The following is a 13219-nucleotide window of genomic DNA, read 5'->3' as shown; positions in this document are numbered from 1 at the left end:
GGTTGTTATAGCCCACCGGCGCATTGCACGACAGTGCCGGTCATGTAAGAGGCGGCAGGTGAGAGCAGCCATGCCACTGCCTCGGCGATTTCTTCGGGCCTGGCCAGCCTGCCCATGGGGATCTTGGGTGCTATACGCTCGGGGCGGCCAGGTTCGCCAGCTGTGGCGTGGATTTCGGTCAGGGTGGAGCCTGGCGAGACACCGCACACGCGTACTCCTGTTGTGGCAACTTCGCGTGCCAGGCCCAGGGTAAAGGCATCTAGCGCGGCCTTGCTGGCTGCATAGTGAATATATTCGTTGGGGCTGCCCGTACGGGCAGCCACCGATGATACGTTCACGATAATTCCGCCCCGGCCATTGCGGGCAAAGCATTCCAGCGCCAGACGGGCGCATTGCATGGCGCCAAATACATTGACCTGAAAAACTCGTTCTATGGTGGTGTCGGTGGTCTGGGAAAATGGCCCTATGGGACCTGTGATCCCTGTGTTGTTGACCAGAGCTGTCAACGGGCCAAGATGCTGCTCGGCTTCCTGGAACAGGCGCGGAATCTCGGTGGACAAGCCGACATCGCCTTGAATCGTGACTGCCTTGCGACCATGCTGCCTGACCTTATTGGCAACCTCTTCGGCGGACGTTGCGTCTTTAAGATAGTTGATGGCGACGTTGTAGCCATTGCGGGCGGCAGCAATAGCTGTTGCTGCACCTATGCCGCGGCTGGCACCGGTGATGAGGACAGTAGGGGCATGGGCTGTCATGATGTCTCCTGTTTTTGCTTCAGGAGCATTATGCTTTAAATTGCCGTGATGGCTACCAGTGCAAGTAAAACATGCCCTTGGCAAGCAGGACGATGCCTATCATGTGGCAGAAAACACTGATATGGATGTACTTGAAATGTATGGAACGCAGTTTGCCTTTGCGATGCAGTGTCATGGCGGCCAGGAAATGGCCAAATACGCTCAGGGCAAGCACGATTTTGATGGTAAGCAGCAGGCCGAAGCTGCTGTCGAGTGGGTGAGCCAGTGCTGCACGGTGATACCACGCCATGCCCAGGCCAGCGCCGTAAAGAACAAGAAGTACCCATGGCATGATGCGTCGTGCACGGTTGCCAATGGCGGTTTCCATGGTGCGCATTACGTCGCGTGGCACATGCTTGCGTACCCCTTCAAGCATCAGCACCTCGAAGAACACAGTGCCTACAAAAAACAGGGCAGCGAACAGGTGCAGGGTAAGCAGTACGGGATAGTTCATGATCAATAGTGTCCTAGTCCTTCATCATCACATGTCAGCGCCTGAATAACCATGATGTAGATCAATTTTTCAGATCGGGCCGTTTTTTGCATGCCTGTTGTGGGTTTTGCCATGTGCTGCCAGACGGGGCTGAAAAGGTTTGCCGGGCACCCATTGGCTTTGGAAATGGAATAAACTGAGTCCATCCATCACGGCTCGGCTGGTAAGGCGGGCTTTAGTTCACTGGTTTGAATACAAGGAAGGTAATGAGCTCGTCCAAACGTCTGCGGTCTGCCAACATCACCCAGGGGCCCGCCCGCGCACCCAATCGCTCCATGTACTATGCCCTGGGCTACAAAGAAGAAGATTTCAACAAGCCCATGGTGGGCGTGGCTAATGGGCACAGTACGATCACTCCCTGTAATAGCGGCTTACAGAAGCTGGCCGATGCGGCCATCGAAGCCATCGAAACCTCAGGTGGCAATGCCCAGGTCTTTGGCACACCTACCATATCCGATGGTATGGCCATGGGTACCGAAGGCATGAAGTACTCGCTGGTCTCGCGCGAAGTCATTGCCGACTGCGTCGAAACTTGTGTGCAAGGGCAGTGGATGGACGGAGTTGTGGTGATCGGCGGCTGCGATAAAAACATGCCGGGCGGCATGATGGGCATGCTGCGCGCCAATGTTCCGTCCATCTACGTATATGGCGGCACCATACTTCCCGGACGCCTGAACAATAAAGACCTGAACATTGTCAGCGTCTTCGAGGCTGTTGGCGAAAACGCTGCCGGTCGCATGAGCGACCAGGAACTCAAGCAGATCGAACTGCACGCGATTCCCGGTCCGGGTTCTTGCGGTGGCATGTACACGGCCAACACCATGAGCTCCGCCTTCGAGGCGTTGGGTATGAGCCTGCCATACTCGTCCACCATGGCCAACGTACACGACGAAAAGACGCAGTCAGCGGCCGAGTCGGCCCGTGTGCTGCTCAAGGCTATCGAGCTTGATCTGAAACCGCGCGATATCGTTACCCGAAAATCCATCGAAAATGCGGTCAGCGTAATCATGGCTACAGGCGGTTCGACCAATGCCGTGCTGCATATTCTGGCCATTGCCCATGCCGCGGGCGTTGAATGGACTATCGACGATTTCGAACGCGTGCGCCAGCGCGTACCGGTTTTTTGCGACCTCAAGCCCAGCGGTCAGTATCTCGCGGTCGATTTCCATAAGGCGGGCGGCGTGCCGCAGGTCATGAAGATGCTGCTGAATGCCGGGCTGATCAATGGCGATTGCATCACCATCACGGGTCAGACCATTGCTGAACAACTGGCCGATATTCCCGATACGCCCCGCGCTGATCAGAAGGTAATCCATACCCTGGACAAGGCTTTGTACAAACAGGGCCACTTGGCCATTCTCAAAGGCAATCTCTCGCCCGAAGGTGCTGTGGCCAAGATCACCGGCCTGAAAAATCCAGTCATTACTGGTCCAGCCCGCGTCTTCGACGACGAACAATCCGCACTGAAGGCCATTCTCGATGGCAAGATCAAGGCTGGCGACGTCATGGTGCTGCGTTATTTGGGGCCCAAGGGCGGTCCTGGCATGCCTGAAATGCTGGCACCCACCGGTGCTCTGATCGGTGCCGGGCTGGGTGATTCCGTTGGCTTGATCACCGATGGTCGCTTTTCGGGCGGTACCTGGGGTATGGTGGTTGGCCATGTCGCACCCGAGGCAGCAGTGGGGGGCACGATTGCCCTGGTTCAGGAAGATGATTCCGTCACTATTGATGCGCACCAGCTGTTGCTGCAATTGAATGTGCCTGATGCCGAGCTTGAAAAGCGACGTGCAGCCTGGAAGGCTCCGGCGCCACGTTATGTCCGTGGCGTACAGGCCAAGTTTGCCTTCAATGCATCCACCGCCAGCACCGGAGCTGTCCTCGACAACTTCTAAAATCAGTAGTGGCTAAGGGGCGGTTCTTGCAAAGGCCGCCCGATAGCGCCACAGCAGCCACAGGCACACTACAACGGGCAGCGTCAGCGCAGCAAAGGCTGCGCCGTAGCTGCCCGTTATGCTGGCGATCAGGCCAAACAGTGGGGGGCCCACCACCACACCCAAAAAGGTCATGGATAAGGTTCCGCCGGTTGCGATGCTGGCCTGGCCTGCAGGAGCCTGGCGTGCGACTTCAGCCAGATAAACACCATTCCATCCGATGGCGCAGCTTCCAAAAATCGATAGTACGATCAGGATGAGCCAGTACGTCCCCATGTGTTTCAGCAAGGGTGTGATCAGGGCGCACACGCCTATCAGGAGCGCCAGGCAGGCCAGCATCTTGATGGGGCCCAGAAACCGGTCCGACATATAGCCCCACAGCAGGCGGCCAATGACGCCCGCCATTTGCGCAACAGCCAGAATGAAACCGGCTACGATCAAGCTCATGCTCAGGTCTTCGTGCAGGTACGTAACCATATACGTGGTCAGTGACACCTGGGTAATGGAAAACAGAAAAGAGACGCCAGCCAGCACCGCCAGGCTGCGGTGACTGAAAACCAACCGCAGCGGTCCGGCCAGACCATTACCGAAAGATAGGCGGTGGTCTGGATTTTTGTCGGCATCAAGCGAGGCACACAAAGGTTGAATGGCAACTGCGCATAACAAGCTGATCAATGCAACAACCAGGAAGGCGCTTTGCCAGCCGATGATGCCGGCCAGGCCGGGAACCATCACGCCAGCCAGCACGCCTCCGAGGGGGACGCCCGTTTGCTTGATGGAGAACACGAAAGACATGCGATGCGCTGGCGTGCTTTTGGCAAGCAGGTGAGAGCTGGCTGGCGTAATGGGGCCGTAGCCCAGCCCGATCAGTACAGCGCCGATCGCCGAAGCAATGGGCGAGGCTATGGCGCAAATTGAAACGCCCAGGGCACACAGGGCCAGGCCAGCCTGGCTGGCCCGTATGGCGCCAAAGCGTCGTACCGCCCCCCCGGCGAACAGGCTTGCGGTCATGGCTCCAGCATAGGCCATGGCTATATAGAGGCCTACATAGGCGGCGGATATACCCAGTGATTCGGCGACCACAGGTGCCACAACCGGCAGGGTGATCAGCGCCATGGCAACCAAGGCTTGCACGGAAAGTGTGGCTGCGAGTACGACGGAAGTAGATGGTGTGGCGCTCATGTGGCAAAAAAACCTGTATTGTTCTGTGTCGTATCATAGCCCTACCAGCCATGCGGGAGTCATTACCCTGCGTGTGACACCAACCTGAAAGGAAAGATCGTGTCTGAATCCGAGTCAACCAATGTCCAAAATAACATCATTGCCGAACTCCGCGTCGATAGCGTATTTGATGCTGAGCGCGAGATAGAGCGTCGTGTAGTATTTTTGGCAGACTATTTGGTTTCCACTGGCGCCGGCGCCCTGGTTCTGGGTATTAGCGGAGGTGTTGATTCCTTGGTAGGGGGCTGTCTTGCGCAGCGTGCCGTTGAACGAGTCCGCAAGCAGGGAAAGACCGCTACATTTTTAGCCATGCGCCTGCCTTATGGCGAGCAGCGCGACGAGCAGGATGCGCAGGCCTCACTTGACGTTATCCAGCCCGACCGCCTGGTTACGGTCAATATCAAACCGGCGGCTGATGCCATGCTGGAGTCGTTACTGGCCAGTGGCACGGCTTTTCGTGATGCGGCTCATCAGGATTTCCTGCATGGCAATATCAAGGCACGACAGCGCATGATTGCTCAGTATGCTGTCGCGGGCGCGCATGGTGGGCTGGTCGTGGGCACCGATCATGCCGCCGAGGCCCTGATGGGTTTCTTTACCAAGTTTGGTGATGGCGCCGCTGACGTAACGCCTCTGACCGGCCTGAACAAGCGCCGGGTCAGGGCGTTGGCACAAGTCATGGGGGCACCCGATTCACTCGTCATGAAGGTACCTACGGCCGACCTCGAGGCGCTTGCGCCACTAAAACCAGACGAAGAAGCATTTGGTGTGACGTACGACGAAATCGACGATTTTCTTGAAGGCAAGAAAGTCTCTGCTCATGCGTATGAAACCATTTTGCGTATTTATCGCGGGTCGGAGCACAAGCGGTCCTTACCCAAATTTCCGCTGTAGCATATTCGCGCCGCAGGCTCATTACTGTTCAGGCAGATATAAAAGGTGCAAATAGGTTTTTTCGCTGTATTGGCGTTATCGGTGCTGGGTACTTCCTTCCTGTCGGGGGTGTTCGGCATGGCGGGCGGAATGGTCCTCATGGGCATTCTCATCGCAGTGCTACCGGTTTCCGCCGCCATGGTGCTGCATGGTACTGCACAAATGACATCCAATGGCTGGCGCGCCGTACTATGGCGACGAAATATCGATTTCCGGATATTCGGTCGCTATATCGTGGGACTGCTTGCGGCTGGCCTATTGTTCACATTCATTGGCTTTGTTCCCGATCGGGCAGTAGTGCTGATAAGCCTGGGCATCATCCCCTTCCTGGCTGTGCTGGTGCCGGCGCGCTTTGTGCCGCAGGCCAGCAGCCGTTTGGGTGCGGAAGCGTGCGGTTTTGTGAATACCTGCATGCAGTTCATTGCAGGCGTGTCGGGGCCCTTGCTTGATGTCTTCTTTGTTCGCAGTCACATGGATAGGCGTTCTGTGGTGGCTACCAAGGCTGCGTGCCAGACCCTATCCCATTTGGCCAAGCTTATCTACTTTACGCACGCCATGGGTGGGGATAGCGGAGCAGACGAAATCGCCATGGTGATCGCTGTCGTGATGGCCATAGCGGGTACGACGCTCAGCAAGTTCGTGCTTGAAAAGCTGACGGACCATCAGTTCCGGCGCTGGACACAGTGGATAGTGGTGAGCATAGGCGCTGTCTATCTGACTCAGGGGCTCTATGTACTGGCCACCCGTTAGCGTGTGGATGCCCACGCCTGACGATTGGGGCGCCGCTAAACGCCTTTGACGATAAGGCCAACGGCGAGTCCCGCCATAATGAGGGCAATCATGCCGTCCAGTATTCGCCAGGCACGTGGGTTGCTGAACAGCGGTGCAAGCAGGCGGGCGCCTATACCCAGCATCAGCAGCCAAATAATGCTGGCGGTGAATGCGCCGGCCGCGAAACCATAGCGTGCATCGGAAAAGCTGTGGGCAAGCGAGCCTACGATCACCATGTCCAGCCAGAAGTGAGGGTTCAGTAAGCTGAAGCCAATTGCAGCCAGCAATGCGGCGCGCCGGGTAGGTACTGCTTGCCGGGCAATGCTCAACTGCTGGTCTTTGCCTAGTGCGCGTCTTGCGGATTGAAGGGCATACCAGAGCAGAAAGACAACACCGAACCATAGAATGAGGTGGGTCAGCAAGGGAAACTGTTCGATCAAGGCCTGCAGCCCCCAGATGCTGGCAAAGATGAAGACCATGTCGATCAGGCCACAGGTCAGCAAAATGGCTGGCAGGTGCAGGCGCATCAGCCCTTGTCGCAGGATAAAAGCGCTTTGTGCGCCGACTACGGCAAACAGCCCCAGGCCTGTGGCTGCGCCACTGGCCCAGGCGGAAAGAAAAGAAGAGGAAGTAACAAGCGCGAGCATAATCAGAATCCAGCAGTCGTTGCGTGAAGCCGCTTGAACCAAGAGGCTGTCAGGTCTATATTCTGGCCTGACTTGGTAATAAAATAAATCTAAACTTATTAAATACAGTTAAGATATTCTAATTATGAAAATCGACCATGGAAATTTGCGCGCTCTGGCGGCCGTTGTTCGGGAAGGTAGTTTTGAACGGGCTGCCGAAGCCCTGCATGTGACCCCTTCGGCAGTGTCGCAGCGCATCAAGTCGCTCGAAGAACGTATGGGCAGGCTTTTGGTTCAGCGCACCATACCTGCGTCTGCCACGCCTGATGGGCAAGTGCTGGTGCAATTGGCCGAGCAAACTGCTTTGCTCGAACACGACGCTATCAATCGTCTGGGCATTGATGAGCACATGCCGCAAGCCAGCCTTGCGGTGGCAGTCAACCATGACAGTCTGGAAACCTGGTTCATGCAGGCAGCTGAATTATTCGCAAGTCGGACCCGCACAACACTCGATATGCAGTCTGAAGACCAGGATCATACGGCCGGACTGCTGCGTCAAGGCGCCGTGCTGGGGGCGGTCACCACCCTGGCAGATCCGGTTCAGGGGTGCCGGCACTATGCTCTAGGCAGCATGCGTTACGTGGCCACATGCTCGCCAGCGTTTCACGCCCGCTACTTTGCCACTGGTCTGAACTCGTCTTCGCTGGCGGCAGCGCCGGTCCTGGTATTTAATCGTAAAGATGCCCTGCAGGCCCGTTTTGCGCAAAAAATCATGCGGGATGCACCGTGGCGCCCAGCTGTGTGGTGGCTGCCTTCTTCGCGTGCATTTGTACAGGCAACCCTTGCCGGTTTGGGTTGGACCATGAATCCGCTACCACTGATTCAGCAGCACCTGGATGACGGCCTGCTGGTCCCCTTGCGTGCCCGGGCCTGGGAGGACGTACCGCTGTACTGGCAACATTGGCGAGTCAATTCGTTGGCCATGGATGCGCTGACCGAATCGGTGCTGGCGGCGGCCAAGGTTTTGATCAGAAAGCGGTAGGAGAGGGGGCGCCGGTGGCCGTTTACGGCCTCGGCGCTAATGGAATTTAATCTTGCCTGCTGGTGACTTCTACCAAGTGGTAGCCAAACTGGGTTTTTACTGGTCCCTGCACCACATTTACAGGTGCGCTGAATACGACTTCGTCGAATTCCTTGACCATCTGGCCACGGCCAAAAGTACCCAGGTTGCCGCCGTCGCGACTGGAAGGGCAACTGGAATTTTCGCGGGCAACTTCAGCAAAGTCGGCGCCGCCTTCGATGGCAGTTTTTAGCTCATTGCATTTTTCTTCGGTGGATACAAGAATGTGGCGGGCTGAAGCTTGGGTCATGTAAATACTCCTTCTAAAGTGATTCCAACAGAATAACCCAATCAGCTTGGCTTGTTTGGCGTGTTCAGGAACTGTTACCCCTGAAGGCTGCCTCGAGCACGATTGCGCGCTGTGGCGCCTGCTTGCTGTTAGACGTGCTCCAGATTCGATTCAAGAAGGCTGTGCTAGCATTTGCTTGCTATGGATACCGAACCTTCTACGACAGCGGCACCATCCGCTGGTCAGGCACAGAACGCCTTTCAGGGCGACTTGCTGGCACAGGCTGCGAGCTTGCCTGCTGCCTGGCAAGACGCGTTTGCAAGTATGCGTGAACAACAAACCCTGCACGACCTGGATGGCTTTCTGGATGATCGTTTGCAGGAAGGCGCGCAAATTTTCCCACTACGCCCTTTCCGAGCCTTGCTTGAAACGTCGCCCGAGGCGGTGCAGGTGATTATTCTGGGGCAAGACCCCTACCATGGGCCTAATCAGGCTCAGGGGCTGGCGTTTTCCGTGCCTGATTTTTGCCCGGTGCCTCCCAGCTTAAGAAACATGTTTGCCGAGCTGGGCAACGAGTACCCAGATACTTTTGTCCCGCAGCGCCATAGCCTGGTGCGCTGGGCAAGGCAAGGTGTGTTGTTGCTGAACACGTCGCTCACCGTCGAGGCGCACAAGCCGGCGTCGCATGCCAAACGTGGCTGGGAAATCATCACCGATGCCATTATTGAACGGGTGTTGCGCGAAACCCGGCCCAAGGTGTTCTTGCTTTGGGGGGCGCACGCCCAGTCAAAAGAAGCGCTGCTGCAGGCGCACCCGCCCGCCGGTCCGGTGCTGGTGCTGAAGTCCAATCACCCTTCGCCGCTGTCGGCCTTACGGCCGCCTCGCCCGTTCATGGGCTGCGGGCATTTCAAGAAAGCCAATGACTGGCTGCACGAGCATGGCGAAGCAGGCATAGACTGGATTGACAGCCAAGTGACTTGAGGCTGGGCCGTATCTGTATGCCACTATGGTCTACAATCGGCCAAAAACATCGTGGCACAGCTCAAGCTTGTTTATGCAGCAGTACCCAGCCATGCTTAATTACATTTCTTGGAGACAACCATGCCCAGCCTCTTGCCTGATGTCGATCCCGACGGTTTGCTGGAATATTCGGTGGTATACACCGATCGCGCCGTCAATCATATGTCAAATGCCTTTCAAGGCGTGATGAAAGATATTTCAAGAGTGTTGAAGCACGTCTATAGGGCGTCGTCGGCGATCGTGGTGCCTGGCAGCGGCACTTTCGGCATGGAGGCTGTTGCACGGCAGTTTGCAGGCAACAAGCGCTGCCTGGTCATACGCAATGGCTGGTTTAGCTATCGCTGGAGCCAGATATTCGATATGGGTAGCATCCCTTCAGAGACCATCGTGCTCAAGGCGCGTCCCGCCAGTGAAGGACGACAGGCGCCTTTCGCGCCTGCACCCATAGAAGAGGTGGTAGCCGCCATCAGGCAGCATAAGCCCGATCTGGTTTTTGCGCCGCATGTTGAAACCGCTTCCGGTATTATCTTGCCGGATGACTACCTGCGACGGGTTGCCGATGCCGTACACGCCGAAGGCGGGATGTTCGTCCTGGACTGCATTGCGTCCGGCACCATCTGGATCGATATGCAGGCGACCGGTGTCGATGTATTGATCAGTGCACCGCAGAAAGGCTGGACAGGCTCTGCTTGCTGCGGGCTGGTCATGCTGAGCGAGCTGGCCCGACAACGCATCGAAGACACAGTCAGTTCAAGCTTTGCCTGCGATTTACGCAAATGGCTGCAAATTATGGAGGCCTACGAAAACGGTGGCCATGCCTACCATGCTACTTTGCCCACCGATTCCCTGACCATACTGCGTAATGTCATGCTCGAAACCGAGGCCTATGGCTTCGATAAGGTAAAGGCCGAGCAACAAGAGCTGGGCGACGCGGTGCGTGCATTACTGCACAGAAAAGGCTTTAAAAGCGTGGCGGCCGATGGCTATGCTGCGCCAGGCGTGGTCGTCAGCTATACAGACGACGACGGCATACACTCTACCAAGAAGTTCGCCGCCGCTGGTCTGCAGGCTGCGGCGGGGGTTCCATTGCAGTGCGACGAACCCAGCGACTTCAAGACTTTCCGTCTGGGTTTGTTCGGGCTCGATAAACTGCACAATGTAGAGCGCACCGTGGCACGTCTGGAGCAAGCCCTGGACGCTATTGTTTAAATAGCCTTCTGGCGCTGCCAGAGCTCAGGTCGCCCACAAGCACACAAGTAGAAAGTGGGGTGGAACAAAGTAAGATACGATTCCATTTTGTTCCACATCAAGAGTTTTCATGCCTGATGCAAACGCGAGCCGCTGGCTGATTCTGGCCATTATTTCAAGCGCTCTGTTTCTCATCGTCATCGATATGACGGTGCTGTATACGGCGCTACCCACGCTTACTCACGATTTGCGGGCGACGGCCTCGGAAAAACTCTGGATCGTCAATGCCTACGGGCTGGTGGTGGCCGGTTTGTTGCTGGGTATGGGCACACTGGGAGACCGCCTGGGGCACAAGCGCCTGTTTATAGCGGGATTGGTCGTGTTCGGCTTGGCTTCCTTGTGCGCGGCTTTTTCTACGACACCTGCGTTTCTGATCGCCTCGCGTGGGCTACTGGCGGTAGGTGCGGCCATGATGATGCCAGCCACCCTATCGATCTTGCGTCTGGTCTTTATAGACGAGAGCGAGCGTGCAATGGCCATAGGCATATGGGCGGCCGTTGCGTCGGGTGGAGCGGCTTTTGGTCCTGTGCTGGGCGGTGTGCTGCTGGAGCATTTCTGGTGGGGTTCCGTATTCCTCATCAATGTGCCCGTGGTGATGCTGTCGCTTGTGCTGGCAGCTTGGCTGATTCCCGGCCGTCCGGGCAACCCGGACCGCAAATGGGATTTAACGGGGTCCGTGTTGGTGATGGTGGGCCTGATCGGGCTGGCTTATGCCATCAAGGAATTGGGCAAGCCCATGCCTTCTTTTCAGGCGGTGTTGATCGCTGGTCTGGTGGGCGGTCTTTTCATGACATGGTTCGTACGCCGTCAGCGTCGCAGTATTGATCCCATGCTCGATTTCGCCATTTTTCTGCATCCAGGGTTTGGTGTTGCCGTACTCTCGGCCTTAGTGGCGGCGATTGCCCTGATGGGTATGGAACTGGTCTATACCCAGCGACTGCAACTGGTGCTGGAGATGTCGCCCCTGGAGGCCGGTATCTTCATCATTCCCCTACCTCTGGCTTCGTTTGTATCCGGGCCGCTGGCCGGCCGCTGGCTGCCACGCGTCGGCAGTCGAAAAATGCTTACCGGCAGCCTACTGTTGTCGGGCCTGGGTATGGCGGGTTGCATGTCGCTTTACAACGCATCGGTACCTGTGCAGATGGTCGTCCTGTTTGTGCTGGGCGCTGGTCTCGGAGCCGCCATGACTGCCGCCTCCAGCACCATCATGAATAAAGCGCCACCTGATCGGGCAGGCATGGCCGCTTCGATCGAAGAGGTGTCATACGAGTTGGGCGGAGCCATAGGCGTCACCTTGATGGGCAGCATCCTGTCGGTGGTATACGATGCGGTCTTGCAGCCGCCCGCGGGTTTGCCTCCCGATAACCTAGTGCGCGACAGTCTGGATGAGGCCATGCGAGTGGCCGAGGGCTTGTCGGCCGAGGCGGCCGACAATTTGCTGACTTTGGCCAGGGCTGCCTTTGATCAAGGTTTTGTGGTGGTCATGGGAAGCTGCGCGGCATTGCTGCTGCTCACGGCGGTGACAGTATGGCGCCGCTACGGGCGCGTGGAGAATCTTTCCAGCGCATAAGGAGCCAAAGCTATATCTGGTGTGCGACCCTGCATGGCCTGACTGAGCAGCTTGCCGCTGACGGCCGACATGGTCAGGCCCAGATGACCGTGGCCAAAATTCAGCCATAGGCCGCCAAGTGCCTGGGCGGGCCCCAATACAGGCAGTGAATCGGGCAGGCAAGGGCGGTGCCCCATCCATGATTGAGCTTTTGCCGAGGTATTCAATTCAGGTAGCAAGAGCTTGCCGTATTGCAGCAGTGGCTTCAGGCGTCGCTGTGTGGGGCCGCGGTTGAGTCCACCAAACTCTACTGTACCCGCCAGCCGCAGGCCGGTTTCCATAGGCGTCACAAAAATCTTGCGGTCGGCGGCGACTACCGGCCTGTTGAGCGCTATGCCGCTGTCGGACAGGGTCAGGTGATAGCCGCGCTGGGTTTCCAGCGGAATCTTATATCCCAGCGCTTGCAACAACTTGGCCGACCAGGCTCCGGCGCATACGACGATATGATCGGCCTTGTGCATGCCTTGCCTGCCAACCACTCCTGTAATCCGCTGTTCTTCGCGCTGTAAGGATAGGGCCTCGTCGCGTAAAAATTCGACGCCTTGCGAGGCGAGGGCGGTGGCCAGGGCTTGCGCCTGGCGCAAAGGATTGACGACCATGCCCTGATCGGGCATGAAGTAACCCAATTGATAATGTGGTCCGATATGAGGTTCGAGGCTTTGTATTTGTGGGTAGTTCAGCTTTTCTACCTGTATGCCATGCTGGCGTCGCAAAGCCCAGCCGCTGCTGTCTTTAGCGGCAGCCTTATCGTTTGGATACAGATGGAGCTGGCCGGTGATGTGTACGAGTCTGTCTTCACCCAACTGATGCATGGCTTGCAGATGGCAGGAGATGGCCTGGTCCAGCAGATGCCTGAGCGCCTGTGAAATAGCCGCAACATTTTCAGGGCGAGACGCTTGAATGAAGCGCAGCAACCAGGGCGCTGCGGTCAGCCAGTAGTACGGCGGGACAGATAAAGGCCCAGATGGGTCCAGCAGCATGCGCGGTGCCTGGCGCACAATACCAGGCATGCCAAGCGGTGCTACAGACGCCGAGCTGAGCGCACCCGCGTTTCCGGCCGAGCAGCCCATGCCGGGTTCGCCACGGTCCATGATCTGGACTCGCCAACCGGCCCGACGCAAGTGAAATGCGGTATATAAGCCAACAATACCGGCTCCGACAATGAGGGCATGTGGGGTATGGGCTTGATCAGTCATGGGCAACTATTGCGACTTCGCTTGGTAA

General features: G+C 57.1%; 13 protein-coding genes. 7 read left to right on the top strand and 6 right to left on the bottom strand.

The annotated features are described in order from the left end of the window. Nucleotides 1-5: 5 nt before the first annotated feature. The gene (locus tag ERD84_RS01015; protein WP_130037400.1) at nucleotides 6-755 is read right to left on the bottom strand and encodes an SDR family oxidoreductase; all 750 of its coding nucleotides are present in this window, start codon (nucleotides 753-755) and stop codon (nucleotides 6-8) included. Between the two features lie 52 nt (nucleotides 756-807). Next, nucleotides 808-1248 carry a CopD family copper resistance protein gene (locus ERD84_RS01010; RefSeq protein ID WP_130037398.1) on the bottom strand — a complete coding sequence of 147 codons (441 nt, stop codon included), beginning with the start codon at nucleotides 1246-1248 and terminating at the stop codon, nucleotides 808-810. Nucleotides 1249-1493: 245 nt separating this feature from the next. On the opposite strand from ERD84_RS01010, the gene ilvD reads away from it, so the two are divergent. After that, the gene (ilvD, locus tag ERD84_RS01005; protein WP_130037396.1) at nucleotides 1494-3179 is read left to right on the top strand and encodes a dihydroxy-acid dehydratase; all 1686 of its coding nucleotides are present in this window, start codon (nucleotides 1494-1496) and stop codon (nucleotides 3177-3179) included. A 12-nt stretch (nucleotides 3180-3191) separates the two neighbouring features. Here ilvD and ERD84_RS01000 read toward each other — a convergent pair whose 3' ends face one another. After that, complete coding sequence (locus ERD84_RS01000; protein WP_130037394.1) at nucleotides 3192-4400, bottom strand: MFS transporter; 1209 nt, start codon at nucleotides 4398-4400, stop codon at nucleotides 3192-3194. 99 nt (nucleotides 4401-4499) lie between these two features. Between ERD84_RS01000 and nadE the strand changes: the two genes are divergently transcribed. Together nadE and ERD84_RS00990 are read left to right on the top strand one after the other, a co-directional pair. Further along, nucleotides 4500-5333 carry an ammonia-dependent NAD(+) synthetase gene (gene nadE, locus ERD84_RS00995; protein WP_130037392.1) on the top strand — a complete coding sequence of 278 codons (834 nt, stop codon included), beginning with the start codon at nucleotides 4500-4502 and terminating at the stop codon, nucleotides 5331-5333. Between the two features lie 45 nt (nucleotides 5334-5378). Next, a complete protein-coding gene (locus ERD84_RS00990) occupies nucleotides 5379-6122 on the top strand; it encodes a sulfite exporter TauE/SafE family protein (protein ID WP_209019802.1) in 744 nt (247 codons plus the stop codon). A 35-nt stretch (nucleotides 6123-6157) separates the two neighbouring features. On the opposite strand, the gene ERD84_RS00985 is transcribed toward ERD84_RS00990, so the two are convergent. After that, nucleotides 6158-6790, bottom strand: coding sequence for a LysE/ArgO family amino acid transporter (locus tag ERD84_RS00985; RefSeq protein WP_130037390.1), 633 nt, complete (start codon nucleotides 6788-6790; stop codon nucleotides 6158-6160). 124 nt (nucleotides 6791-6914) lie between these two features. Here ERD84_RS00985 and ERD84_RS00980 point away from each other — a divergent pair, with 124 nt between their 5' ends. After that, on the top strand, nucleotides 6915-7811 hold the full coding sequence (locus ERD84_RS00980; RefSeq protein ID WP_130037388.1) for a LysR family transcriptional regulator ArgP: 897 nt from the start codon (nucleotides 6915-6917) through the stop codon (nucleotides 7809-7811). A 46-nt stretch (nucleotides 7812-7857) separates the two neighbouring features. On the opposite strand, the gene ERD84_RS00975 is transcribed toward ERD84_RS00980, so the two are convergent. After that, the gene (locus tag ERD84_RS00975) at nucleotides 7858-8139 is read right to left on the bottom strand and encodes a peptidylprolyl isomerase (RefSeq protein ID WP_130037386.1); all 282 of its coding nucleotides are present in this window, start codon (nucleotides 8137-8139) and stop codon (nucleotides 7858-7860) included. Between the two features lie 180 nt (nucleotides 8140-8319). Here ERD84_RS00975 and ERD84_RS00970 point away from each other — a divergent pair, with 180 nt between their 5' ends. From ERD84_RS00970 to ERD84_RS00960, 3 genes are all read left to right on the top strand, one after another. Continuing rightward, nucleotides 8320-9099 (top strand): uracil-DNA glycosylase, encoded by a 780-nt coding sequence (locus ERD84_RS00970; RefSeq protein WP_130037384.1) that lies wholly within the window; start codon nucleotides 8320-8322, stop codon nucleotides 9097-9099. Between the two features lie 120 nt (nucleotides 9100-9219). Continuing rightward, the gene (locus ERD84_RS00965; RefSeq protein ID WP_130037382.1) at nucleotides 9220-10347 is read left to right on the top strand and encodes an aminotransferase class V-fold PLP-dependent enzyme; all 1128 of its coding nucleotides are present in this window, start codon (nucleotides 9220-9222) and stop codon (nucleotides 10345-10347) included. 109 nt (nucleotides 10348-10456) lie between these two features. Further along, nucleotides 10457-11956 carry an MFS transporter gene (locus ERD84_RS00960; protein WP_130037380.1) on the top strand — a complete coding sequence of 500 codons (1500 nt, stop codon included), beginning with the start codon at nucleotides 10457-10459 and terminating at the stop codon, nucleotides 11954-11956. Here the strand turns inward: ERD84_RS00960 and ERD84_RS00955 are convergent. Further along, nucleotides 11923-13191 carry an NAD(P)/FAD-dependent oxidoreductase gene (locus ERD84_RS00955; protein WP_130037378.1) on the bottom strand — a complete coding sequence of 423 codons (1269 nt, stop codon included), beginning with the start codon at nucleotides 13189-13191 and terminating at the stop codon, nucleotides 11923-11925. The genes ERD84_RS00960 and ERD84_RS00955 overlap by 34 nt on opposite strands. Nucleotides 13192-13219 lie beyond the last annotated feature (28 nt).

It is taken from the genome of Pollutimonas harenae, from assembly GCF_004153685.1.
GTDB classification, from domain to species: Bacteria; Pseudomonadota; Gammaproteobacteria; order Burkholderiales; family Burkholderiaceae_B; genus Pusillimonas_C; species Pusillimonas_C harenae.
This window is presented reverse-complemented; position numbering and strand designations above follow the sequence as displayed.

Excerpts from the sequence above, each read along its gene's own strand:
- ERD84_RS00970 (WP_130037384.1), top strand. The coding sequence starts at position 8,320 with ATGGATACCGAACCTTCTACGACAGCGGCACCATCCGCTGGTCAGGCA.
- ERD84_RS00975 (WP_130037386.1), bottom strand. The coding sequence starts at position 8,139 with ATGACCCAAGCTTCAGCCCGCCACATTCTTGTATCCACCGAAGAAAAA.
- ilvD (WP_130037396.1), top strand. The coding sequence starts at position 1,494 with ATGAGCTCGTCCAAACGTCTGCGGTCTGCCAACATCACCCAGGGGCCC.
- ERD84_RS00985 (WP_130037390.1), bottom strand. The coding sequence starts at position 6,790 with ATGCTCGCGCTTGTTACTTCCTCTTCTTTTCTTTCCGCCTGGGCCAGT.
- ERD84_RS00955 (WP_130037378.1), bottom strand. The coding sequence starts at position 13,191 with ATGACTGATCAAGCCCATACCCCACATGCCCTCATTGTCGGAGCCGGT.
- ERD84_RS01000 (WP_130037394.1), bottom strand. The coding sequence starts at position 4,400 with ATGAGCGCCACACCATCTACTTCCGTCGTACTCGCAGCCACACTTTCC.
- ERD84_RS01015 (WP_130037400.1), bottom strand. The coding sequence starts at position 755 with ATGACAGCCCATGCCCCTACTGTCCTCATCACCGGTGCCAGCCGCGGC.
- ERD84_RS00960 (WP_130037380.1), top strand. The coding sequence starts at position 10,457 with ATGCCTGATGCAAACGCGAGCCGCTGGCTGATTCTGGCCATTATTTCA.
- ERD84_RS01010 (WP_130037398.1), bottom strand. The coding sequence starts at position 1,248 with ATGAACTATCCCGTACTGCTTACCCTGCACCTGTTCGCTGCCCTGTTT.
- ERD84_RS00965 (WP_130037382.1), top strand. The coding sequence starts at position 9,220 with ATGCCCAGCCTCTTGCCTGATGTCGATCCCGACGGTTTGCTGGAATAT.
- ERD84_RS00980 (WP_130037388.1), top strand. The coding sequence starts at position 6,915 with ATGAAAATCGACCATGGAAATTTGCGCGCTCTGGCGGCCGTTGTTCGG.